The sequence below is a fragment of the Niveispirillum fermenti genome (assembly GCF_052474395.1).
In genome coordinates this window covers 1,563,681-1,588,297 of record NZ_CP156681.1, presented here as the reverse complement: position 1 = coordinate 1,588,297, position 24,617 = coordinate 1,563,681, and the positions used below count along the sequence as shown (strand labels likewise).

The 24,617-nt window shown below is 66.6% G+C and carries 19 protein-coding genes and 1 other RNA gene; 16 read left to right on the top strand and 4 right to left on the bottom strand.

Annotated features, from left to right (window positions below; translation table 11 throughout):
- Positions 1 to 55: 55 nt before the first annotated feature.
- The 8 genes from ABC728_RS18750 to ABC728_RS18715 all read left to right on the top strand — a co-directional run bounded on the left by ABC728_RS18750 (position 56) and on the right by ABC728_RS18715 (position 11,615).
- Positions 56 to 2,740, top strand: a complete 2,685-nt coding sequence (locus tag ABC728_RS18750; RefSeq protein WP_416618356.1) for a LuxR C-terminal-related transcriptional regulator — start codon at positions 56 to 58, stop codon at positions 2,738 to 2,740.
- A gap of 118 nt (positions 2,741 to 2,858) precedes the next feature.
- Positions 2,859 to 4,436 (top strand): hydantoinase/oxoprolinase N-terminal domain-containing protein, encoded by a 1,578-nt coding sequence (locus ABC728_RS18745; protein ID WP_445376457.1) that lies wholly within the window; start codon positions 2,859 to 2,861, stop codon positions 4,434 to 4,436.
- 22 nt (positions 4,437 to 4,458) lie between these two features.
- Entirely contained in the window at positions 4,459 to 5,562 is a 1,104-nt protein-coding gene (locus tag ABC728_RS18740; protein WP_416618354.1) for a DUF917 domain-containing protein, read from the top strand.
- 117 nt (positions 5,563 to 5,679) lie between these two features.
- A complete protein-coding gene (locus ABC728_RS18735; RefSeq protein ID WP_416618353.1) occupies positions 5,680 to 7,686 on the top strand; it encodes a molybdopterin-containing oxidoreductase family protein in 2,007 nt (668 codons plus the stop codon).
- Positions 7,687 to 7,738: 52 nt separating this feature from the next.
- Positions 7,739 to 8,284, top strand: coding sequence for a nuclear transport factor 2 family protein (locus tag ABC728_RS18730; RefSeq protein WP_416618352.1), 546 nt, complete (start codon positions 7,739 to 7,741; stop codon positions 8,282 to 8,284).
- Between the two features lie 71 nt (positions 8,285 to 8,355).
- Complete coding sequence (locus ABC728_RS18725) at positions 8,356 to 10,488, top strand: TonB-dependent receptor (RefSeq protein ID WP_416618351.1); 2,133 nt, start codon at positions 8,356 to 8,358, stop codon at positions 10,486 to 10,488.
- A 76-nt stretch (positions 10,489 to 10,564) separates the two neighbouring features.
- Positions 10,565 to 10,975 (top strand): ester cyclase, encoded by a 411-nt coding sequence (locus ABC728_RS18720; protein WP_416618350.1) that lies wholly within the window; start codon positions 10,565 to 10,567, stop codon positions 10,973 to 10,975.
- Between the two features lie 190 nt (positions 10,976 to 11,165).
- Positions 11,166 to 11,615: an acyl-CoA thioesterase gene (locus ABC728_RS18715; protein ID WP_416618349.1), complete on the top strand. Its 450-nt coding sequence runs from the start codon at positions 11,166 to 11,168 to the stop codon at positions 11,613 to 11,615.
- On the opposite strand, the gene ABC728_RS18710 is transcribed toward ABC728_RS18715, so the two are convergent.
- The 4 genes from ABC728_RS18710 to ABC728_RS18695 form a co-directional block, all read right to left on the bottom strand.
- A complete protein-coding gene (locus tag ABC728_RS18710) occupies positions 11,597 to 11,818 on the bottom strand; it encodes a hypothetical protein (protein WP_416618348.1) in 222 nt (73 codons plus the stop codon). The genes ABC728_RS18715 and ABC728_RS18710 overlap by 19 nt on opposite strands.
- Positions 11,819 to 12,285: 467 nt before the next feature.
- The gene (locus ABC728_RS18705; RefSeq protein ID WP_416618346.1) at positions 12,286 to 13,035 is read right to left on the bottom strand and encodes a TrmH family RNA methyltransferase; all 750 of its coding nucleotides are present in this window, start codon (positions 13,033 to 13,035) and stop codon (positions 12,286 to 12,288) included.
- Positions 13,036 to 13,265: 230 nt separating this feature from the next.
- Positions 13,266 to 14,735: an IMP dehydrogenase gene (guaB, locus tag ABC728_RS18700; protein WP_445376456.1), complete on the bottom strand. Its 1,470-nt coding sequence runs from the start codon at positions 14,733 to 14,735 to the stop codon at positions 13,266 to 13,268.
- A 316-nt stretch (positions 14,736 to 15,051) separates the two neighbouring features.
- On the bottom strand, positions 15,052 to 16,362 hold the full coding sequence (locus ABC728_RS18695; RefSeq protein ID WP_416618344.1) for a CAP domain-containing protein: 1,311 nt from the start codon (positions 16,360 to 16,362) through the stop codon (positions 15,052 to 15,054).
- Positions 16,363 to 16,576: 214 nt separating this feature from the next.
- Here ABC728_RS18695 and ABC728_RS18690 point away from each other — a divergent pair, with 214 nt between their 5' ends.
- The 8 genes from ABC728_RS18690 to ABC728_RS18655 all read left to right on the top strand — a co-directional run bounded on the left by ABC728_RS18690 (position 16,577) and on the right by ABC728_RS18655 (position 24,575).
- Positions 16,577 to 17,452 (top strand): DMT family transporter, encoded by an 876-nt coding sequence (locus tag ABC728_RS18690; RefSeq protein WP_416618343.1) that lies wholly within the window; start codon positions 16,577 to 16,579, stop codon positions 17,450 to 17,452.
- Between the two features lie 184 nt (positions 17,453 to 17,636).
- The gene (locus ABC728_RS18685) at positions 17,637 to 18,311 is read left to right on the top strand and encodes an N-acetylmuramoyl-L-alanine amidase (RefSeq protein ID WP_416618342.1); all 675 of its coding nucleotides are present in this window, start codon (positions 17,637 to 17,639) and stop codon (positions 18,309 to 18,311) included.
- 45 nt (positions 18,312 to 18,356) lie between these two features.
- Positions 18,357 to 18,785, top strand: an RNA gene (rnpB, locus tag ABC728_RS18680) — RNase P RNA component class A.
- Positions 18,786 to 19,410: 625 nt separating this feature from the next.
- Complete coding sequence (locus ABC728_RS18675; RefSeq protein ID WP_416618341.1) at positions 19,411 to 19,899, top strand: division/cell wall cluster transcriptional repressor MraZ; 489 nt, start codon at positions 19,411 to 19,413, stop codon at positions 19,897 to 19,899.
- On the top strand, positions 19,899 to 20,864 hold the full coding sequence (gene rsmH / locus ABC728_RS18670; RefSeq protein WP_416618340.1) for a 16S rRNA (cytosine(1402)-N(4))-methyltransferase RsmH: 966 nt from the start codon (positions 19,899 to 19,901) through the stop codon (positions 20,862 to 20,864). Before ABC728_RS18675 ends, rsmH begins: the two co-directional genes overlap by 1 nt.
- On the top strand, positions 20,861 to 21,298 hold the full coding sequence (gene ftsL / locus ABC728_RS18665; protein ID WP_416618339.1) for a cell division protein FtsL: 438 nt from the start codon (positions 20,861 to 20,863) through the stop codon (positions 21,296 to 21,298). Before rsmH ends, ftsL begins: the two co-directional genes overlap by 4 nt.
- Positions 21,295 to 23,106 carry a peptidoglycan D,D-transpeptidase FtsI family protein gene (locus ABC728_RS18660; protein ID WP_416618338.1) on the top strand — a complete coding sequence of 604 codons (1,812 nt, stop codon included), beginning with the start codon at positions 21,295 to 21,297 and terminating at the stop codon, positions 23,104 to 23,106. Before ftsL ends, ABC728_RS18660 begins: the two co-directional genes overlap by 4 nt.
- Positions 23,107 to 23,126: 20 nt before the next feature.
- Complete coding sequence (locus ABC728_RS18655) at positions 23,127 to 24,575, top strand: UDP-N-acetylmuramoyl-L-alanyl-D-glutamate--2,6-diaminopimelate ligase (RefSeq protein ID WP_416618337.1); 1,449 nt, start codon at positions 23,127 to 23,129, stop codon at positions 24,573 to 24,575.
- The last annotated feature ends 42 nt before the right edge of the window (positions 24,576 to 24,617 follow it).

Below are 24,617 nucleotides of genomic sequence, written 5' to 3'. Positions count from 1 at the left end.
CGGGTCGCCATACCTGCCCGCCCCCGATGGTGGATTTGCGAGCGAACCTGCCTTTGTGAGGAACGACGGCCCCCTTCCCGACCCGGATATCGGCCGCACCTGGCGGCAGCGCGGCCGGCTGGCCCCGCCGCGCCAGCGTGTGCCGCTGTGCCACCGGCATCAGGTGCTTCGGTCGCTGAACCTAGCCCGCGCCGGCCGGCTTTCCCTGCTGATCGCCCCCGCCGGCTATGGCAAGACGACGGTCCTGTCACAATGGATCGGAATGCTGCACGACCAGGGCGTCGGGGCGGCATGGTGCAGCCTTTCCGCTCGGGAAAGCGACCCCGGCGCCTTCTTGAACATGCTGGCCCGCGCCCTGCACCTCAGCGGCATCGACATGGGCGATACGGGCCTGCTTCTGGATGGTGACGTGAACCCCGATGCCGCGCTGGACGCCATCGCCGGCAAACTGGAACTGTCCGACGGCGGTCAGGTCATCATCCTGGACGATTTCGACAATGTGCAGGGTGCCGACGTGCCCCGCCTGATCGATGAGATCACCGAGTTGCTGCCCAGCCAGACGCATCTGGTCCTGGCCGCCCGGCGCAAGCCGCCGCTGGCCCTGTCCCGGCTGCGCACACAAGGACAGGTCCGCATCATCGAGCCGGAGGAACTGCGGCTGGAGTTCGAGGAGATTACCGAGCTGCTGCGCGACAGCATCCCGGAAGATCAGCTTCGCGATATTGCCGACTGGACCCAGGGCTGGCCCGTGGCGGTGCAGATGCTGCGCCTGTGGCGGGAGCGCGAGGGGACGGACCGGGTCGACCCGCCAGGCCGCTGGCCGGCCCAGCCCATCACCGACTACCTGGCCGAGCAGGTTTTCGCGGGCCTGGACCCCGACCAGCGGGATTTCCTGGGCATCGTCGCCACCCTGGACGAGATCGACCCCGTGGCGCTTGATCGCATCATGGGCATGGGCGACAGCCTGTCACGGCTGCGCGCCCTGCAGACGGCCCTGCCCTCCCTGATCGAAACGGCGGAGACGGGGGATCATCCGCTGTTCCGGCTGCACCCGCTGGTGGCGGAAGCGGCCCGCGCCAGCTTCCCCCTGGCCCCGGCACGCGCCGCACGGCTGCATGTGGGGCTGGCCCGCTGGTTCATGGCGCATGAAAGGCCGGTGGAGGCCATCCGCCATGCGGCCGCGGCCGGCGACATGGACGCCGTCCAGGCGGTTATCGACGGGCTGCGGCCGCTGGACATCTTCCTGCGCACGGGCCTGGGAGAGGTACGGGCCATCATCCGCGAGATCCCGGCCCGCCTGCTGGACGAGCCGCGCGTGGCGCTGATGCGCGCCCTGGTGCATTTCAAGAGCGGCTTCTTCCGGGAAGGATCGGACGCGCTGGCCCATATCACGGAGCCGGCCGGCGGACCGGCCGCGGTGCGGGCCGCCTATCAGGTCGAACGGCTGGCGCTGGAGACAACCTTCCGCATCTATATCGGCGATTGCGGCGCGGTGGTGGACAAGGCGCTGGAGCGGCTGCGGGAACTGACGCCCAACGACCCGCTGATGTGGGCCTGGCGCGTCAACCTGTCCATCGTGCTGCATGAACAGCGCGGGGAAATCCGTCAGGCGCGCGCCGCCGTGGACCAGTGCGACGCCATCTATGATCTTCAGGGCATGCGGTTCGCCAGCTTCCACCTGCTGATCCACCGCACCCTGCTGAACCTGGCCGAAGGCAACCTGCGCGAGGCGTCCGGCGAGGTGACCCGCACCCTGAAACGCCGGCGCGCCGAATTCGGCAGCGACAATCCCGTGCTGTCCATGGCCCGGCTGGCGGAAGCCGCCATCGCCTATGAACGCCGCCCGGCGGAGGCGCTGGAGGAAATGGTGCTTCAGGCGCTGGTGCAGTTCGGGGACAGCGAAAGCTGGTTCGAGCAGCGGGCCGTGGCGGCCCCCATCCTGGCCGACATCGCCTATTATCGCGGCGGATTGCCGGCGGTTTCCGCCTGGGTCGCGGAATGGCGGGAATGGGCGGCCAAGCGCGGGGTCACCTATCTGGATGTGCTGCTGCCGGCCTTGGAGGCGCGATATGCGCTGCTGGCCGGACAGACGGCGATGGCCGACGGGCTGCTGACCCCGTTCCTGGACCGCGACATCGCCCTTCTGTGTCCCCGCTGGCGGGAGCGGGAGACAATGCTGGCCGCCCTGTGCCTGCGGGCGCTGGCGCTGGACGCCACCGGCGAAGCCCGCACCCATGCCCAGCGCATGCATGCCGAGGCGCGGGGCCACGGCCGGCTGCGCGGCATCATCACCGCCCATATCCTGCTGTCGCACATTGCCGAGGCGGATGGCGACGGCATGGCGGCCGAGGCGGAAATGCTGAACGCGATACGCGCCGCGCATCCCGACGGCTATGTCATGCCCTTCACGGAAGCCGGCTTCACCACCCGCCATATCCTGGAACGGCTGCTGTCCGACCCGGCACTCATGCCGATGGACAGCCAGCATGTCGAACTGGCAATCCGCAGCTTCACCCTGCAGCCGTCGCACAATCCGCATGATCTCAGCCTGCGGGAGATCGAGATCATGCGCCACCTGTCGGACGGCATCTCCAACAAGCTGATCGCCCGGCGCATGGGCATCACTGAGAACACCGTGAAATTCCACCTGAAAAAGGCCTTCCAGAAGCTGGGCGTCACCAGCCGGCGGGCCGCGGCGGCGGCCTTCACGGCAGAGCGGGAAGCCGGCTGCTACCCTTGAACGGGCCAATCTACCCGGCACCGCCATACCGCCGCGTGCCCCCCCGCCGATAAGCTTTGCCCCATGGAAATGGCCCCGGACCGCGCTGGCGGCCGGGGCATGGAGAGGGGAGCGGCAATTGGGCCAGGGACAGGTCAGGCTCGGCATCGATGTCGGGGGAACGAACACCGATGTGGTGATCATGCGCGGCCAGGAGGTGCTGGCCAGCGCCAAGGGCTTCACGACGGCCGATGTCGGCCAGGGCATCGTCCGGGTGGTGGGGGAGTGCCTGGCGGCCTGGAACGGCGACCGGTCGGACATCGGGTCGGTGATGATCGGCACCACGCAGTTCGTGAACGCCTTCATCGAACGGCGCGATCTGGCCCGCGTCGCGGCCATCCGCATTTCCCTGCCGCGCGGCGATGGTGTGCCCCCCCTGTCGGGCTGGCCGCTGGAGCTGCGGCAGAAGCTGGATGCCGCCACCTACATGATCGGCGGCGGCTCCTTCTATACCGGCAAGGATTATGCCCCGCTGGACGAGGATGCGCTGGCCGCCGCCGCCGCCGATGCCCGCGACCGGGGGGTGGAAAGCGTGGCCATCACGGCCAATTTCGCGCCCATGCGCCCGGATATCGAGGAACGGGCAGCCGCCATCGTCCGCAAGACCCTGCCGGATGCCGACATCACGCTGTCGGCCTCGGTCGGCGGCATCGGGCTGGTGGACCGGGAGAACGCGACCATCGTCAACGCCTCGCTCTCGCGGCTGGCCCGGCGGGTCGTCACCTCCTTCGTGCAGGCCTTCGCCGACCTGTCGATCAATGCGCCCATCTATATCAGCCAGAATGACGGCACGCTCATCTCCACCGAGATGGCGATGCGCTATCCGATCCTGACCTGTGCCGCGGGACCGACCAACAGCATCCGGGGTGCCGCCTTCCTGACGGGACTGACCGACGCCATCGTCGTGGATATCGGCGGCACCACCTCGGATATCGGCTTCCTGTTGAACAATTTCCCGCGTGAGACGACGACCGCCAACTATATCGGCGGCGTGCGGACCAATTTCCGCATGCCCGACGTGCTGTCCATCGGCCTGGGCGGCGGCAGCCTGGTCAAGACCGGGCCGGATCGCGTGACCGACCTGGGACCGGAATTGGTCGGTTACCGCCTGGTGGAGAAGGGGCTGGTCTTCGGCGGCGACGTGCTGACCACGACCGATATCGCCGTGCGCGCGGGATCGGCGCGGCTGGGCGACCCCAACCGGGTGGCGCACCTTGCCAACGATCTGGTGGAACAGGCCGTGGACCTGATCCATGCGAAGCTGGAAGAGGCCATCGACCGCATCAAGACCAGTGCGGCGCCCATGCCGCTGATCCTGGTGGGCGGCGGCTCCATCCTGGTGTCACGCCCGTTGAAAGGCGTGTCGGAGGTCCTGCGCCCCGCCTATGCGGAGGTGGCGAACGCCGTGGGTGCCGCCATCGCGCGGGTCAGCGGCCGCGTTGACAAGCTGTATGATTTCCAGGCCCTGGGCCGGGAAGAAGCCCTTCGACAGGCGGCGGCCGATGCCAAGGCGGAAGCCGTGAAGGCCGGCGCCGACCCCGACAGCGTCGAGGTCATCGACATTGTCGAACTGCCCATGACCCACATGCGCAGCGGATGCGTGCAGGTCCGCGCCCGCGCCGTCGGCTCGCTGCTGGCCGGCATGAACGCCGCCTGACCCTTTCGCCCGAGGAACCTTCATGACGAGCATTCAAAGCCTGGAAGATGTCCGCGACCTGGCGCGCGGGGCGGTGTTGCTGGGAACCGGCGGCGGCGGCGATCCCTATATCGGGGAACTGTTCCTGTCGAACCAGATGGAGCGCGGCCGCGCCGTGCAGGTCATCCCGGCCGATGCGCTGGCCGATGACGCCTTCGTCGTCTCCATCGCCGGTATCGGGTCGCCGCCGGTCCTGCTGGAACATCTGGTCAGCGAGGTGACGCTGACCCATTTGCTGGCGCGGGCCGAGGCCTATTACGGCCGGCGGATCGATGCCATCATCAGCGCGGAGATCGGCGGCGCCAACGCCATGTTCCCGTTGGCGCTGGCCGCCATCAGCGGCACCCCCGTCATCGATGGCGACGGCATCGGCCGCGCCATGCCGCATATCGAGATGACGACCTTCAGCATCTATGGCTGCAAGGCCACGCCGGCGCTGCTGATGGACGACCTGGGCAATTTCGTCACCATCGACGCCATTGATGACCGGACGGCGGAAGACCTCTGCCGCTCGGTCACCATGTCGATGGGGTCCATCGCCTTTTCCGCCGTCTATCCGATGAGCGGGGCGCAAGTGAAGCGCTGCGCCGTCCACCGCACCCTGACCCATGCGCTGGAAATCGGCCGTTGCATCCGCCAAGCCCGTGCCGGATCGGACGATGTGATCGGCGACCTTGTCACCTTTCTGTCCGGCTGGGACGACCGGCCGGCCCGGGTGCTGTTCGACGGCAAGATCATCGATGTGCGGCACGAGACGCGGGACGGCTGGCATTGGGGCCAGGCGGTGCTGGCCCCGTTCGGCGACGGGCAGGACCGTTTCACGGTCGATATCCAGAACGAGTTCCTGGTCGCCCGCCTGAACGGGGAGATCGCGGCCATGGTACCCGACCTGATCACCATCCTGGACCGGGAGACCGGGGAGCCGCTGACGGCGGAAATGCTGGCCTACGGGCAGCGGGTGAAGGTCGTGGCCTATGCCGCCGACCCCATGCTGCGCCGGCCGGAAGCGCTGGAGGTCATGGGCCCGCGCCAGTTCGGCTTCGATTTCGACTATCAGCCCCTGGAGGCGCTGGCCGGCCGCGGTTGAAGGCGGGGCGGGCCGCTACACCGATGCGGCCCGCACTACCCGCCGGCCACCCCCCATCCCGGCCGGGCATTGGCTAGGCTGGATTGCCCCGAAAGAGCGACGCGGAGGTCCACCGACATGGTTACGGAAAAACGCAGCTTTTGCCGCCTGTGCGGCAGCTTCTGCGCCTTCATCGCGACGGTGGAGGACAACCGCATCACCGCCATCCGGCCGGACGCGGACGATCCCGTGTCACGGGGCTATATGTGCCTGAAGGGCATGGCGCTGGGGCGCCTGCACCACCATCCGAACCGGCTGGATCAACCATACATGCGTGTGGATGGTCGGTTATCGGAAGTGAAATGGGATGCGGCCCTGGACGATATCGCCGGCAAGCTGCGATCCATCATCGACCGGCACGGGCCGCAGGCCATCGGCGCCTATGCCGGTACGCCGGCCGTGCCCTGCGCCAGCCTGAATGTCTGGCGCGGCTTCATGGCGTCGCTGGGATCGCCGCAGATCTATTCCACCGTGTCGGTGGATGTCGCCTGCGGTCCGCTGGTGGCCGAACGGGTGACGGGCAGCCCCATGATGATCGCCCAGCCCGACAGCGACACGCGCATGGCCGTGCTGATCGGCATCAATCCCATGGTCTCGCACGGCCATAACTACTTCATGCCGGCCCCCAAGCTGCAATTGAAGCAATGGGCCGACCAGGGGGAATTGTGGGTGGTCGATCCCCGCCGCACGGAAACGGCGGAACTGGCCACCCACCACCTTGCCCCCTGGCCGGGCAGCGAATTCGCCCTGTTGGGCCATGCGGTGCGGGAGATCCTGCGCGACGGGGCCGACCGGGACTTCATCGAAACCGGGGTGGCCGGCATCGATGCGCTGCGCGACGCGGTGGACCGTTTCACCCTGGACGAGGCAGCGCGGCTGACCCGCCTGCCGGCAGAGGCGCTGACCGGGTTCGTGGCCGCCATCCGCCGGGCCGGACGCATCGGCGTGGTCTGCGGCACCGGCATTTCCATGGGCGCGCATGCCAATGCCACCTGGTTCCTGGGCTGGGCGCTGATGGGGGTCACCGGCTCGCTGGACCGGCCGGGCGGCTCCTACTTCAATCCCGGCTTTGCCCGCAACTATGCCGAACAGGGCTGGACACCGATGGATACGACGGGGCCCGGCCCGGCCAGCCGCCCCGACCTGCCGTCCCGGCTGGGTGAATATCCCTGTGCGGCCCTGGCCGACGAGATCGAGGCCGGGAACCTGAAGGCCCTGTTCATCATTGCCGGCAACCCGGTTCTGGCCCTGCCGGACACCGGCCGGCTGCTGGCCGCCTTTGCCAAGCTGGACCTGCTGGTGGTCGTGGAGATGATGGAGACGGCGACGACGGCCGAGGCCACCCATCTGCTGCCCGGCACGGGGCAGTTGGAGATGTCCGACATCACCCTGTGGGATTTCCTGAACCCCCTGGAATATGCCCGCTATGCCGAGCGGGTGGTGGAGCCCGTGGCTGGGCGCCGTCCGCTGTGGTGGATGCTGCGGGAGATCGGCCGCCGGATCGGTGTCGATAGCGGGGTGCCGGACACGGTCGTCCATGATGACGACGTGATCCGTCCCATGCTGCCGCACGCCCGCGCCGGCTTCGACGTGATCCGGCAGAGCCCTGCGGCGGTGGTGGGCGGGCGGACCCATGGCTGGGTCGCGCCCCACCTGCCGGGCGGGCGCTGGAACCTGGGTCCGGCAGACCTGCTGGCCCAGGTGGCCACGGCCGACATGGACGGGGCCGACATGGTGCTGACGCCACAGCGGCAGCGGGCGCGCGTCAACGGCCTGATGAATGACGGCTTGGCCAACCCCCGCCGGCCGGAGCGTCCGGAACTGCACATCAACCCCGGTGATGCCGCGGCCATGGGCATCGCCGAGGGGGAGATGGTACGGGTGGAGACCGACCGCGGCCATGTCGATGTGCCGGCCCGTATCGAACGCCGCTATCGCCCCGGCGTCGTCTCTCTGCCGCACGGGTTCGATCAGGCCAATGTCAACCACCTGACCGATGCGCGCGACACCGACCCGCTGAGCGGCATGCCCACGCTGGGGGCCTTTCCCGTGCGGGTGCGCAAACGCCCGGCCGACAATCCCTGAACAAACATTCCGCCGCAATGCGCGGGGTCCATCCTGAACAGAAGAGGTTTTCATGAAGTTGCTTGCAAGACGGGGGCTGGCCCCCATCGCACTGGCCACAGCCGCCCTGCTGCTGCCGCTGGCCCCGTCGGCCCGTGTCCAGGCGGCGGAAGGCAATATCCCCGCACAGCGCACCGCGCTGAAGGTCGTGGAGGATGCGTTCGCCTGGTTCAATGATGTGGGCGCCCGCCGCACGGCCCTGACCCGCGAGGGCGTGGCCACCCATTTCCACCCGCAGGCCAGCATCCGCATCGACAACGAGATGAAGGGCATCGGCGCGGAGGGCATGTATCTGCGCTTCGCGGAGATGCTGGAGAAGCTGGATTACTGGGAAGCGACGCAGCCCTTCACCATCGCCCTGACCGATGGCGACCACGCCGCCGGCCAGTACCAGTACCGCTATCGCGACAAGCAGGGCGGCACCGGCGTCATCGACCTGATCTCCATCTGGACCGTGCGCGACGGCAAGGTGCTGGACACGGTGGAACAGGCCAAATACAGCGGCGCCGACCTGTCGCTGGCCACCCACGGCAAGGATGGCGGCACCGCCAAGCCCTGATACGTGACGAGACAACCTGACTTGCGCCCCCCCGGCCGGGGGGCGTCAATGAGAAGCAACGGGGACGGCAAATGAAACTGTTCGAGATGAAGGATCGGGCCCATCGCACTTCGCTGCGCCGCGGGGTTGCGGCCCTGCTGGCGGCCGGAACGGCCCTGGCCGGCATGCCGGCGCTGGCCCAGGCGGACATGGGCACCGGCAGCGCCGCCGGCAGCGGCGATTACGTGCTGGAGGAGATCACGGTGACGGCGCGCAAGCGCGCGGAATCGCTGGTGGAGGTGCCGGAGGCCATCACGGCCTTCGACGAGAGGCGGATCGAGACGGCGGGCCTGCGCTCGCTGGGCGAATTCTCGGCCATGACGCCGAACATCAACATCAATGCCGGCTCCGGTGCCGGCTATCCCAATATCATGGTCCGCGGCTTGGCGCAGGCGCAGGGCGGTGAGGCCCCCATCGCCGTCGTGGTCGATGGCGTGCAGATCTCCCAGCCCGCCTTCATCAACCGCGACTATGGCGACGTGGCGCAGGTGGAAGTGCTGCGCGGCCCCCAGGGGTCGCTCTATGGCCGCAACGCCATCGGCGGCGCCATCAACATCACCACCAAGCAGCCCACGAACGAATTGTCGGGCATGGTCAAGGCCTCCTATGGCGTGGCCGACACGGTGACGCTGGATGCCTCCCTGTCCGGTCCGATCGTGGAGGACAAGGTGCTGTTCCGGCTGGCGGGATCGTATAAGGATACCGACGGGCGGATCACCAACCAGACGTCCGGCCTGAAGGCCGATTACGGCGAGAGCAGCTTTGCGTCGGGCCGCCTGATCTTCAACCTGTCGGAAGACTGGACGCTGGACCTGCGCGGCAGCTATGGCAAGGACAAGCTGGGCGGCCTGTCGGCAGAGGTGGTGAACACGGCCGACTGGAACGATTTCAAGCCCGGCTATTTCGTCAACGACCCCCGCCAGTCCGACGAACGCGAAATCTGGGACGTCTCGGCCAAGCTGGATTTCGAAGGCGACTATCTCTCCTTCAGCTCCATCACCGGCTTCAGCAAGCTGGACGAATTGCAGAAGGGCGATGCCGATTTCATGGCCGCCCCGATGCTGCTCCAGCATGTGGAACTGGGGGTGGAGGCGTTCACGCAGGAAGTGCGGCTGTCGTCGCCCTCCAACGACCGGTTCCGCTGGCTGGTCGGCGCCTTCTATCAGAATCGCGACACCACCAATTTCCTGGACATCCCGTTCGATGACGGCACGGGCAACCCGGCGCCGGGTCCGCTGGCCGTCTCCTCTCACGATGTCGGTACGTCCAAATCGTGGGCGGGTTTCGGGTCGGCCAGCTATGACATCCTGCCCAGCCTGGAATTGACCGTCGGCGCCCGCTATGACGAGGACAAGCGCACCTCGATCGACGAGGTGTTCGCCAATTCCGATGTCGCCAGCACCTTCACCTCCTTCCAGCCCAAGGTGCAGATGGCCTGGAAGCCGTCGCGCGATCTCAACCTCTATGCCACCTATGGCGAAGGCTTCGGTTCCGGCGGTTTCAACGCCTACATCGCCGGCCCGTCGGCCCGTCGCTATGACGCGCAGACGGCCAAGAACTATGAAGTGGGCCTGAAGGGTGCCGTGCTGGGCGGGACCGTCACCTATGGCGCCTCCCTGTTCCAGGTGGATTACGACAACCAGCAGCTTTTCTTCATCATCGCCAACCCGCCGTCGCAGAACATCGTCAATATCGACCAGACCCGCGTGCGCGGCGCGGAACTGGAACTGACGGTGCGCCCGGCCGAGGGGTTGCAGATCGCCGCCGGCCTGGGCCTGACGGACCCGGAAATCCGGGCCTTCGCCCTGGACCCGTCGGCCGTCGGCAACCGCACGCCGCAGGCCACCAAATACACGTTCAACCTGAATGGCGACTATACCATGCCGCTGACGGCCGACCTGGACCTGCGGGCCTATGCCGGTTATCGCCGCCAAAGCTCGGTCTATTGGGATGCGGCCAACAGCCTGCGGACCGGGCCGAAGGATTTCGTCGACCTGCGCCTGTTCCTGGACACGGAAAGCTGGTCGGCCGGTGTGTTCGCCAAGAATATCGGCAATACCCAGTATCCGACCCAGGCCGCAGCGCACGCGCTGGGGCCGGACATGCACCTGCGCATTCCCAGCACGCGCGGTGTCTATGGGGTGGAAGCCAGCTACCGCTTCTGATCCCCCATGCGATGCTGCCGGGCGGCCCGCCAGCCGTCCGGCAGCCTTGCCCCTTCACAAGCGCAGGACGAAACCCATGTCCAACCCGACATCCAGTCAGATCGCGCAGCGTTTCACGCAGATGTATATCGACGCCTACAAGGGCGATTTCACCTTGCTGCGGGATATCCTTTCAACGGCCTTCCTGTGCCGCAACCCGCTGCGGCCGGCCGACGGGCCGGATGCCGTGGTCGATCTGCTGCAGGCACAGATCGACGCCTTCGCCGATCTTGAATTCGAGGTGCGTTCGGCCTTTGCCAGTGAGCAGGGGTTCGCCATCGCCTATGCCATCAAAGGCCGACATATAAAGCCCATCTTCGGTATCGAGCCCAGCGGCAAGCCCTTCACCGTGACGGGTGTCAGCCTGCATGAAGTGGCGGACGGCCGGTCCATCGGCGTCTTCTCCAGCGCCAATTTCGTGGAGGTGCTGGGCGCCCTGTCGGCCTGACCACCGGCCGCCGCCGGTCAGGAAAGCATAAGCCCATGAGCAGCCGCAAACGGCTCCATCCTTGACAAGTGCCTGCCTTCCGGCCCATCCGGACACCGCATGCTTCAGGCCACAGGCTTCAGGCCAAACGCTTCAGGCCAAACGCTTCAGGCCAAACGCTTCAGGCCAAACGCTTCAGGATGGACCCCGGATGACCGCATTGCCCCCGTTCCGCTTCCGCCACCGTGTCCGCTATGGTGAATGCGATGGACAGCAGGTCGTGTTCAACGCCCGTTACGGCGATTTCATCGATATCGGCCTGACCGAATATCTGCGCCATCTGGTGGGCGGCACCCAGGGGCTGGCCGATCGCGGGCTGGACATGATGGTGGTCAAGCAGACCAAGGAATGGAAGGGACCCGCCCGGTTCGACGACGTGCTGGAACAATCCATCCGCACGGGCCGCGTCGGCAGCAGTTCACTGACGATCCTGACCGATTTCACGCTGGTCCCGTCGGGAGCGCCCGTCATGGTGGCGGAAACGGTCTATGTGATGACGGCCTACGGCCTGCCGAAAAAACGGGTCATTCCCGGGGATCTGGCGGCATTGCTGCTGGCCGGTGTGCCCGGCCGCCTTGTGGATCACGCCGGACCGGTGTGATCCGACCCCTCCGCGCCCGGCAGCCAGTCGACCGTCGAGACATCCAGATAGTCGCGCATATAGATGGCCAGCCGGTCGGCGATGCGCCGCAGATTGGCAGCCTCGTCCGGCTTGCTCCGCTCAAACCGCGCAGCCTCGGCCTGCATCTCGTCCGCCTTCAACAATATGTCGCGGCGAAGGTCGTTCAGGTCCTGGATCGTCATCGTGATACCCGCAGAAAAGCATCCCGCACCCTTTTAACCATGATGGCACAAAAGGGCGCCCTGTGACGCTACAACTATGCATGGTAGTCACGAATTGATGAATACCCGCTTAAGGTCAGGGCGAAAAGGGGGTGCCGCCAGCGTGGCAGACACAAAGGAGCTATGCAATGTCAACAGGTTAGGGGATTTCACCCTATACGGAAGTATCAGTTTTCCCCTTCTGGTCATCGCCGGTTTCCGCCCGGACCTTCGCTTCCAGGGCGTCGATGCGCACCTTCAGCGTGTCGATGCGCGCCAGCAGGTCCGGCAGGCCCAGAGCGCTGGCCGTGGACAGCGCCGCGATACTGTCCGACAGGTCCGTCGCGATGGAAGCCAGATCGGGACCAGTATCAGGACGGGCGGCATCGCCGTCCCCTGCTGCCAGGGTGGGACGGGCGGCCGCCTGCCCCCCTCCTCCGGCCCCCCGCTCATTGCCCGCCCGCGTAATAGGTGAACAGCGCGATGGAGGCGGCGACGGTGGCGTTCAGGCTTTCGACATTGCCGGTATTGCCGATGGTCAGACGCTGAGCAGCCACCTGTGCCGGCACGCCCTGCCCCTCTTCCCCCAGGATCAGACGGGCATCCTCGGGCCAGGCGAAGGTGGCCAGATCGTCGCCGCCGGAATCCAGCGCCAGCAGCGGCCCCGCCGCCTGATCCAGGGCCGCCCAGCGCCCGCCGCGCACAATGTCCAGCGTGAAGACGGCGTTGCTGGCGGCGCGCAGGCATTTCGGGTGGAAGGGATGGGCCGCTTCCTCCAGCAGGATCACCTTCGACACGCCAAACGCCGCCGCGCTGCGCAGCAGCGCCCCCAGATTGGCAGGGTCGCCCAGCGCGCAGACCAGTTCCAGGCCGCGCGGCGGCAGAGACAGGTCGGCCTGACCGATGGTCGGCAGGGTGCCCACCAGGATCGGATAATCCGTGCCCGACACGTCCAGTTCCCGGAACAGGGGACCGGCCAGCACCACGGGCTGGATATGCTCGGGCAACGGCCAGTCCACGATCCATTCGGGATGGCGGATCAGGATACGGGTGAAATGCTGCGGCCAGCGCGTCAGCGCCTCCGGCACGGTCTTCAGACCCGCCAGCAGGAACTGCCCCTGCTTACGGATGCCACGGCTTTCCAGCAGCCCGGACCAGGACTTGAATTGCGGGTTCTGGGGGCTGTCGATCTGGTGCATGGGGGCATCCTGTCGTCATGGAGCGGAGGGCAGGCCATCAGGCATCGCATCCGGTGCCCGCCCCGCGACCGATACGTCCCCCCGGCGTGCGGCGTGACAGCGCCCAGTCCCCACCGATCATGGCCCCAGTGCCCCAGCCTCGAAGAGTAAGCCTGTTGCACCGGGGGATGAAGCAGCGCCGACGGGCCGAACCGGGAATGAAAGCAAAAGCGGGCTGAACGCAGCCGCCCTTACCCCTGACGGTAATTCGGCGCCTCGTTGGTGATGGTGATGTCGTGGACGTGGCTTTCGCGCAGGCCGGCGTTGGTGATGCGCACGAACTGCGGCTTGGTGCGCATTTCCGCGATGGTGGCGCAGCCCGTATAGCCCATGGAGGCGCGCAGGCCGCCGATGAGCTGATGCACCACGGCGCCGATCGGGCCCTTGTAGGGTACACGGCCTTCCACGCCCTCGGGCACCAGCTTCAGCGTGTTGGACACTTCGGCCTGGAAGTAGCGGTCGGCGGAGCCGCGCGCCATGGCACCGACGGAGCCCATGCCACGATAAGCCTTGTAGGAGCGCCCCTGGAACAGGATGACCTCGCCGGGAAACTCATCGGTACCGGCGAACAGGCCACCCATCATGGCGCACGACGCACCGGCCGCGATGGCCTTGGCCAGATCGCCGGAATATTTGATGCCACCATCGGCGATGACGGGAATGCCGTGCTTCTCGCAGACCGCGACCACATCCAGCACGGCGGTGAGCTGGGGCACGCCCACACCGGCCACGATGCGGGTGGTGCAGATGGAACCGGGGCCGATACCGACCTTGATGGCATCCGCACCGGCATCGATCAGGGCCAGGGCCGCGTCGGCGGTGGCGACATTGCCGGCGATGATCTGGGTATAGCCCTTCAGGTCGCGGGCCGCGCGGACCTGATCGGCCACCTTGCGGGAATGGCCATGGGCGGTATCGATGACCAGCACGTCCACGCCGGCATCGAACAGGGCCGCCGCACGCTCCAGCCCGTCGGGCCCGGTGCCCGTGGCGGCGGCGGCCCGCAGGCGGCCGGCCTCGTCCTTGGCGGCGTTGGGGTGGTTTTGCGCCTTTTCGATATCCTTCACGGTAATCAGGCCGATGCAGCGATAGGCATCGTCCACCACCAGCAGCTTCTCGATCCGGTTCTGGTGCAGCAGGCGCTTGGCCTCCTCCTTGCCCACGCCCGGCTTGACCGTGACCAGCCCTTCCCTGGTCATCAGTTCGCTGACGGGCTGGTTGGGGTTGGTGGCGAAGCGCACATCGCGATGGGTCAGGATGCCGACCAGCTTGCCGCCCTCATCCGTGACGGGAAAGCCGGAGAAACGGTAGCGGCGCTGCAATTCCTGCGCGTCGGCCAGGGTATTGTCCGGGCGCAGCGTGTAGGGGTTGACGACCATCCCCAACTCGAAGCGCTTGACGGCCCGCACCTCGTCGGCCTGCCGGCTGATATCCATGTTGCGATGGATCACGCCGATGCCGCCGGCCTGGGCCATGGCGATGGCCAGGGCCAATTCCGTCACCGTGTCCATCGCCGCCGACAATAGCGGGATGCCAAGCTGGATCGACTTGGTAAGCTGGGTCTTGGTATCGACCTCGGCCGGCATCACCGACGATTCCGCCGGCACCAGCAGGACATCGTCAAAGGTCAGGGCTTCGCGGAAACGATCGGCGGTGGACATGAACCTGGTTCTCCGATGCGCGGCGGACGGGGCCGCTGGATACGGGTTATGGGACACCGGCCCGGCCCCGCACCCATGCGCGACAGCCGGTTCCATGTCCCAGATCAAAAGGTTCGCCGCACTATACACATGCGTGATTGATTGGGAAGCTACCAGGGATAGCGGGCCTGGGTTGCCTTTTTGCCTAGGCGGGCCATCCGGCTAAGCAGGTTCCTCCAGGCCGGGCCACACATGGCCCGGCCTGGAGGAACCTGCCGACTCCATGGTTTGCAGATTTTCCGAGCCCGCCCATCTGGGCGGAGTTCGGAAAATCTGCTTAGGCCAGCCAGAGCAGACCATCCAGCTCTGCGGGGGTGCCCAGCGTGGCCCGGACATGGCCCGTGAAGGTGACGGCCACATCCGTCCCCCCGTCGCCATCCAGGTCGGCAAACAGCGTGGCGCCGGTAAAGCCGGCGGCGCCGGCCCCCTCCTGCCAATGCAGGCGGCTGATGCCGGGCTGCCAGCCCCAGATGCTGACCTGCTCCCCCGGCTCGAAATCGACGATGGTGCTCCAGCTCGTCTGCCCGCCGCGGCCATCCACGAAGAAGATGTCGTTGCCGGGGCCGCCCTGAAGGAAGTTGGACCCCGTGCCGCCGTCCAGCACATCGTCCCCCGCGCCGCCATTGACGGCGTCGTCGCCGCCGGCCGCGTTGATGAAATCGTTACCCGCGCTGCCGGCCAGGTTTTCCCCAGCACCGGTCCCGATGAACTGCCAGTCCAGATGCTGGACGGGGCCGGTATAGGGCTGTGGCGTCAGCGGCACGAAGGCACCGGCCGCATCGTTCCAGGACTGGAACTGCACCGGCGTGAATTGCGCGGCCCTGGCATCCAGCCCGACATTGCGGCCCGCCATGGAAAGGGTCTGGTAATAGGCGCCGTCCAGCCCGCCACCGCTGAACCCCACGGTCCAGACCCCGGTGGCCAGCGGCACGGCATAGCCGCCCGCGGCGGAGGTGTGACCCGCGACCTGGCCGTTGATGGTGATGGCGACGCCGCCCAGCCCTTCGCCCGGATTATAGAATCCGTCACCGTTCAGGTCATTGAACACCACGCCCGTGGCAAAGCGCGCCTGGCCCGTCGCCGCGAAGTTCTGGGTGATCATGGAGGCATTGTAGCCGTTGAACGGCCCCACCTGCTGGCTGATCCCGACCTCGCGGAAATCATCGTTCATCAGGTTGACGCGATGGCCGGGGCTGACGAACAGGCCGCGATGCTGCTGTTCGATATAGCCCGACAGCATCGCCGCGGTCAGCGGCCCCGTGGTGCCCGCCCAGGACACATTCTCCCCCCAGGTGAAGGGGCGAAGGAAATCATAACCGGCCGCGGCCATCCGGTCGCCGGGGTTCGATCCGCCCGCCCCGGTATGGGAGAAATTGCCCGTGGCCAGCATCCAATCGCTATGCCCCTCGGCCGCTGCTGCCAGGATGTCATTGGGGGCCAGGGGCTGCTTTGCCGCCGGCGTGATACGGCCCGCTGCCAGGCCTTCGTTCAGGTCAATGCCGAAGGAGGCCGCCGCTGCGGCCGGGTCCTGCCGGGCCCGGTTGATCAGCGTCAGCATGTAAAGCTCGTAGGCGTCGAATTCGGCCATGGCGTTCTGCTCCCCGGACGGATCATCCCATAAGGGCCCATAAGGGATGGAACACCCCCGTCGCCCGGGCGGTTCCCCCACCGGCCTGTGACGATTGCCGGGACGGGGTTCATATTGCATTGCAGGGTGGCTGCCTGCGCGTTCGCACCGGCCGGCCGGTTGGCGATAGGGTGATGGACCTTTTGCCGGATCCTTTTGCCGGATGTTGTCCGCCATGAAACCCGTTCACATGCTGGGGGCCCTGTTCGTCATGGCCCTGTGGGGCACGAACTTCGCCGTATCCCGCTATACGCTGGGTGAATTCTCGCCCATGCTGCTCATGGCGCTGCGCTATCTCGCCGTGGCGATCCTGCTGCTGCCCTTCGTGAAGGTGCCGCGCGGGCAGATGCGGCAGATCTTTTTCTATTCCATCGTGCTGGGCGGCGTGCATTTCCCCCTGATGCTGCATGGCATGCTGGGGGCGGAAGCGTCCACCGCCAGCATCGTCATCCAGCTGCAGGTCCCCTTCGCCAGTCTTATGGCCGCCTATTTCTTCAAGGATGCGCTGGGCTGGCGCCGGGGCGTGGGCATGGGCATCGCCTTCATGGGCGTGGCACTGATCGCCAGCCGCGGCGGCGGGGGGGACAGCGATCCGCTGCATCTGGGCCTGATCGTCCTGGCCGCCGCCGCCTTCGCCTTTTCCAACATCCAGGTCAAATGGATGGGCGCCGTCGACGCTTTCCAGTTGAACGCCTACATGGCGCTGTTCGCCGTACCGCAACTGGCTTTCTACAGCCTGCTGCTGGAGGACGGGCAGATGCAACAGGTGATGAATGCGAGTTGGGGCGGCTGGCTGGGCTTTGCCTACATGGTCGTCATGTCCACCATCGTCGCCTATGCCATCTGGCAGCCCATGGTGAAGCGGTACGACGTGAACCAGACGATCCCCTTTCTGATGCTGGTGCCCGTGTTCGGGGTGGCGTCGGGCGTGCTGTGGCTGGGCGAGGTGATGAGCTGGGCGCTGATCGTGGGCGGCGGGCTGGTCATCACCGGGGTCGGCATCATCCTGATCCGCCGGCCGAAGATCGTGGTGGCGCGCAACACGGTCTGATCCGGCGGCCTTGCCCGCGGCACCATGGACACAATATCATCCCGGAAACCCATCCAGGTCCGAGGGATCATCCCGGACCCATCCGGGTCCGAGGGCCGCAGGCAACCACGTGACTTCGCTTCCGCCCATCATTTCCCATCCCAGCCCCAATCACGGACCGCGCCGCACGGCGGCGGGGCCGGACATGCTGATCCTTCATTATACCGGCATGCGCACGGGCGCCGATGCGCTGGCCCGGCTCTGCGACCCGCAGGCGGAGGTCAGCGCCCATTATCTGGTCGAGGAGGATGGCCGCATCTTCCAGCTTGTGCCCGATGACCGGCGCGCCTGGCATGCCGGCGCCTCGTTCTGGGCGGGGGACCGGGATATCAACAGCCGGTCGATCGGCATCGAACTGGTCAATCCCGGCCACGAGTTCGGGTATCGACCGTTCCCGCAGGCGCAGATGCGCGCCGTGACGGCATTGGCCGGCAGCCTGATGCGCACCCACGCCATCCCGGCGCGTCATGTCCTGGGTCATTCCGACATCGCGCCCGCCCGCAAGCAGGACCCGGGGGAAAAGTTCGACTGGCTGGCGCTGGCCATGGCCGGCATCGGCCTGTGGCCCGACCCGCGGCCGGCCGATGGGATGGCATGGGATGGGAACGAGGTGGCCCGCCTGCTGCAAAGCTTCGGCTATCAGGTAACATCGAATGGGATTTCATGGGACGACCATATCGCCCGTGGGAAATCATGGGACGAAGCGACGGATTCGGCCCTGACCGCCTTTCAGCGGCATTTCGTACCCGCCAGCCTGGGCAGGGGCGCCGATCGCGACAGCGTCGCCGCCCTGCGCGCCCTGGTGAGAGACTCGGACTGAAACTCCTCGTTGCTTTCCGGCGGCCAAGCGCCTACAACCCGCCGGCCAGACGGTCGGATGGTCGCTCCCATGCAATGGGGAAACCCGCATGGGGGAGGAAAGTCCGGGCTCCACGGAAGTACGGTGCCGGGTAACGCCCGGCGGGGGCGACCCCAGGGAAAGTGCCACAGAGAGCAGACCGCCGGCGCCCTGTAACCCCTTGGGATTACAGGGTTCCGGTAAGGGTGAAAGGGTGCGGTAAGAGCGCACCGCACCCCTGGCGACAGGGGTGGCATGGTAAACCCCACCGGGAGCAAAACCGAATAGGGACGGCATGGGCGGCAACGCCCGGGCGTACTTCCGCGCTGTCGTCCGGGTGGGTTGCGTGAGGCGTCCGGCAACGGGCGTCCCAGAGGAATGACCATCCCCCGGATACCATCCACAAGTGGGATATGGTCCGGCGGACAGAACCCGGCTTACAGACCGTCTGGCCCTATCTATTTTGCGCCGCACATGAATCTATTTACCCACCGTTGACACGTGTGCCGTGATGGGTAGCCGCAACCTGTGCAGGCTTCTGCGATCAACTGTCAAAGCGCCCATATTTGGGGGCAATTCTTTATGGAAACCACAAAATATGGGCGATTTCCTGGAGGCTGAAATTTAAATATCACGATTTTCGATGCATATCCCGAGTCTCGACCGATATTTCAAATTTCTTTATATTCACAGGCACAAAGTAAAAAAAGGCATATTCCAAAATAAAATCCCAACCAAGACTCCTATGACTTGCAGTCCGAAAGGCATATTGAATCTAATTATAATAAGAAATCACCCAATAACTCGTACCGCCCAACTTGTTTATCATCTTGCCACGCACATTATCCACAGATCGAGTCGCAAACTGTGGATAAATGCTCGAATCGGCGCACACAATACTGTGCGCCCATTGACCGCCCATGATTTCCCATGATATCCCATAAAAACCCAATGACAGGGACATCAGCCCTTTTCCGCCCAAATGACGACGCCACGGCGATCGTTGAACGGGGCGGCGGGAGGCCAATGGCCGGGTCGGCGGGCATCGGGTGCCGGGGTGGCGCCAGCAAGGTGGGGCGTGATGGGCTTGTTCCTGTCCACATTCGTCAACAAGGTTGACAAGAAGGGTCGGGTATCCATCCCCGCTCCCTTCCGCTCGACCCTGGCGGAGGGCCGGACGAACGCGCCGATTGATGTCGTCATCTATCCCTCCCTGACCCATCAGGCGCTGGACGCCTGCCCGCTATCCTACCTGGAAAAGCTGTCCGACGCGCTGGACAACGACGCGCTGCCGGCTGAATACCGCGACCTGATCGACACGACCGTGTTCGGCCGTTCGGTGCAACTGACGCTGGACCCCGAAGGACGCATCAACCTGCCCGACCATCTGCTGGATTATGCCGGCATCACGGAGAACATCTCCTTCGTCGGCGTGCGCAAGATCTTCCAGCTTTGGGACCCGGCCGCCTTCGACACGCACGAAAAGGCGACCCGCGACAAGGCACGGGCCAACAATATCTCCCTTTCCACGATTCTCGCCAAGGCAAACAGCCTTGCGAAGGGGGCGTGATGGCAGAGACCGGCACGCATATCCCCGTCCTGCTGGCCGAAATGGTCCAGGCCATGGCCGTCCGCGATGGCGACATCCTGGTGGACGGCACCTTCGGGGCCGGTGGCTACAGCCGCGCCCTGCTGGACAGTGCAGCCTGCATCGTCCACGCCATCGACCGCGACCCCGCCGCGCATGAGCGCGCCCGGCCGCTGATCGCCGCCTACGCCCCGCGCCTATCGGTGCTGGAAGGCTGCTTCGGCGATATGGAAGCGCTGCTGGCGGCCCGGGGCGTCCCCCGTGTCGATGCCATCGTGCTGGATATCGGCGTCTCCTCCCCCCAGATCGACACGCCGGGACGGGGCTTCAGCTTCCGCTTCGACGGGCCGCTGGACATGCGCATGGGCAATACCGGCCCCACCGCCGCCGATATCGTCAATGGTGCCGGGGAAGAGGAACTGGCCGATATCTTCTACCGCTACGGGGAGGAGCGCCTGTCCCGCCGTGTGGCCCGCGCCATCGTTCTGCGCCGGGCCGAGCGGCCGTTCGAGCGGACGGCCGATCTGGCCGACGTGATCCGTTCCTGCGTGCCCAAGTCCAAGGACGGGATCGATCCGGCCACCCGCAGCTTCCAGGGCCTGCGCATCCATGTGAATGACGAGCTGGGCGAGCTGGAACGCGCGCTGGCCGCGGCCGAAAGGCTGCTGGTGCCGGGCGGGCGGCTGTGCGTGGTGACCTTCCATTCGCTGGAAGACCGGCTGGTCAAGGATTTCATGCGGGAACGGTCGGGCAATGTCCCGGGCCCGTCCCGTCACCTGCCCGGCCCCGTCGGGGCCGGACCGGCACCCACCTTCCGCCTGCTCAGCAAGTCCGGCACCGCACCGGGTTCCGAGGAACAGGCCCGCAACCCCCGCGCCCGGTCCGCCCGGCTGCGCACCGCCATCCGCACCCAGGCACCGGCCTGGGTCCAGGGAGAAGCCGCATGATCGCGAAGTCCACCATCCTTTGGATCGCCGTCTCCTGCGTGGCCAGCGGCGTGCTGTACCAGACCAGCTACCAGGCGCAGGAGCAGGAGCGCGAACTGGCGCGCCTGAACCGCGCCATCACGGTGGAACAGGACAGTATTCAGGTGCTGAAGGCGGAATGGGCCTATCTGAACGAGCCGGCCCGCCTTGAGCGGCTGGTGTCCGAGCATCTGCTGATGCAGCCCACGACGGCGCAGCAGATCGCCGCCCTGACCGACATTCCGGACCGGAACCCCGACCAGCCGGCCCCGCACACCCCCATTCCCGGCCGCAAGCCCGGCACCCCCAAGCCGGACATGATCGACCGCGCGCCCAGGACCGCCCCCGTTCCCACGCCCCCGCAGCGCCAGCCGGAAGGCCCGATGCTGCTGGCCAGGTATGGAGCCACGCGATGACCGACGTGAATTACAGCCTGACCGGTTTCGACCTGGCCGGTGGCGACCGTCACAATCCGGCCGGCCGCGCCGAACCCCGCATCCGGGTCAATGCCCGCGCCGCCGGCGCGCTGGCCATGGGCAAGGCGCGACTGCTGGTGCTGATGTCGGCCTTCACGCTGGGCTTTGGCGCGGTGGGCCTCAAGCTGGTCGATGCCACGGTCAGCTTCGGGTCCAAGGAACCGGGCGCCGCCCAGGCCGTGGCCCGCACCGCACCGACCAGCCGCGCCGACATCGTCGACCGCAACGGCGTGCTGCTGGCCACCTCGCTGCGCACCGCCTCCCTCTATGCCGATCCCCTGCTGATCCTGGACGCGGCAGAGGCGGCACAGCAGATCGCCACCGTCCTGCCCGACCTGGATGTCCGCCAACTGACGGCGGACCTGTCGTCGGACAAGCGTTTCATCTGGATCAAGCGCAACCTGACCCCGAGGCAGGAGAACGACGTCTTCCGCCTGGGCATTCCCGGCATCGGTTTTCGCAACGAGGAACGCCGCGTCTACCCCCAGGGCGCGCTGGCCGCCCATGTCGTGGGTTTCAGCGGGGTCGACAATAACGGCCTGATGGGTATCGAGCAGGCTTTCGACAGCCGGCTGAAGGACAGCGGTGAACCGCTGCGCCTGTCGGTGGATGTCCGCCTGCAGCATGTGCTGCGCAAGGAACTGGCCGCCACGGTACAGGAATTCAGCGCCATCGGCGCTGCCGGCATGGTGATGGATGTCAAGACGGGCGAGATCCTGGCCATGGTCAGCGTGCCCGATTTCGACCCCCACGCACCGCCGGCCCCGCAGCAGGAGCAGGACACCGATCCGCGGTTCAACCGCAACACGCTGGGCGTGTACGAGATGGGTTCCACCTTCAAGATCTTCAACACGGCCATGGCGCTGGAATCCGGCCGGGTGCGCATGAACGACATGTTCGACGCCACCCGCCCGATCCGCATCGGCCGCTTCACGATCAGCGACTTCCATCCAGAGAACAAGTGGATGGATGTGGCCGACGTGTTCAAGCATTCCTCCAACATCGGCTCCGTCAAGATGGCCATGGAACTGGGGCCGACGGCGCAGAAGGAATTCATGGGCAAGCTGGGCTTCCTGAAGCCCGCCAGCCTGGAACTGCCCGAGCGGGGCTGGCCCATGGTGCCGAACCCGTGGCGGGAAGTGAACATGATGACCATCAGCTTCGGCCATGGCATGTCCGTCAGCCCGGCACACCTGCTGACGGCGGTCGGCGGCGTCGTGAATGGCGGCATCATGCATCCGGCCACGCTGCTGAAGCGCGACAAGCCCGCCGATATCCCCGGCACGCGCATCATCTCGGAAAAGACCTCCGACCAGATGCGCCGGCTGATGCGGCTGGTGGTGACGGAAGGTACGGCGACCAAGGCCGATGCGCCGGGCTATATCGTCGGCGGCAAGACGGGCACGGCCGACAAGGTAAAGGGCCGTTCCTATGCCGGCAATGCCCGCATCTCCAGCTTCGCCGGCGCCTTCCCCATGACCGATCCGCGCTATGCCATCTATGTCATGGTGGACGAGCCCAAGGGCACCAAGAAGACCTATGGCTATGCCACGGGCGGCTGGGTGGCGGCCCCCACCATCGGCGCGATCGTGTCGCAGATCGGCCCCCTTCTGGGCGTCAAGCCGCAGGATGCCACCAGGCCGGAGGTCATGCAGGCGCTGGCCATCCGGCCCATCGTCCCCCCCGCCCACGGCGCGCAGGTCGCCGCCGTTCCCGCCTCGCTCCAGACCGGGGGCGATGGCGATTGATGAAAAGATTGTCGGAGATCATGGCATCACGGACGGAATTGGCGGTATCGGCGCTGGCGCTGGAACGCGACCCTCCCATCACCAACCTGACGGCGGACAGCCGCAAGGTCGTGCCCGGAACGCTGTTCGCCGCGTTGCCGGGCACGCTGCGTGATGGGCGTGACTTCATTCCGCAGGCCGTGGCTGCGGGTGCCGTCGCCATCCTGGCGCCCAAGGGCACCGTGCTGCCGCCCGGCGCGGACCATGTGACCCTGATCGAGGATGCCAATCCCCGCCGCCGTCTGGCGCTGCTGGCCGCGTCCTTCCATGGCAGCCAGCCGGAGCGGATCGCCGCCGTCACGGGGACCAACGGCAAGACCAGCACGGCGCAGTTCACCCGGCAGATTTGGGCCGGGCTGGGGCGCAAGGCCGGGGCCATGGGCACGCTGGGGCTGGTCGCGCCCGGCTTCCCACAGACCGACAGCCTGACCACGCCGGACCCGGTGGCCCTGCACGCGACGCTGGCCGACGTGGCCCGGGCCGGGGTGACGCATCTGGCGCTGGAGGCTTCCAGCCACGGGCTGGACCAGTTCCGCCTGGACGGGGTGTTGGTCTCGGCAGCGGGCTTCACGAACCTGACGCGCGACCATCTGGATTATCACGGCACCATGGAGGCCTATCTGAAGGCCAAACTGATGCTGTTCGACCGCGTGATGCCCAAGGGCATGACGGCCGTCATCAATGCCGACATCCCGGAATTCGACCAGATCGCCGCCGCGGCGCACGCCCGCAAGCAGACCGTGATCGGCTTTGGCGCGGCCGGCCGCGAATTGCGCATCATTGATGTCGCCCCCCTGCCCCACGGCCAGCGGCTGGAACTGGAGCTGTTCGGCCGGCGCCGGACGGTGGAGATGCCGCTGGTGGGCCGGTTCCAGGTCTGGAACGCGCTGTGCGCCCTGGGTCTGGCCATCGGCACGGGCGAGGATGCCGACCGCGCGGCAGACCAGCTTGCAATGCTGGCCGGCGTGCGCGGCCGGCTTGAGATGGTTGCAACCCTGAAGAACGGCGCGGCGGTCTATGTGGATTACGCGCACACGCCGGACGGGCTGGAAACGGTGCTGCGCGCGGCGCGCCCGCATACGCAGGGGCAACTGGCCGTCGTGTTCGGTTGCGGCGGCGACCGCGACAAGGGCAAGCGGCCCATGATGGGGGCCATCGCGGCCCGCCTGGCGGACCGGGTCATCGTCACCGATGACAACCCGCGCAGCGAAGTGCCTGCCACGATCCGGTCGGAAATCATGGCGGCCTGCTCCGGCGCGCTTGAGGTGGATGACCGTGCCCGCGCCATTGCGGCGGCCATCGGCGACCTTGGCGCCGGCGACGTGCTGGTCATCGCCGGCAAGGGGCATGAACAGGGACAGATCGTGGGAACGGAGGTCCGTCCCTTCGACGATGCCACGGTGGCCCGCCAGGTTGTGGCGGACCGGTGACCGGTCCGGCGACCGGCGTTTGAGGAGGGTCCTTGATCGGTA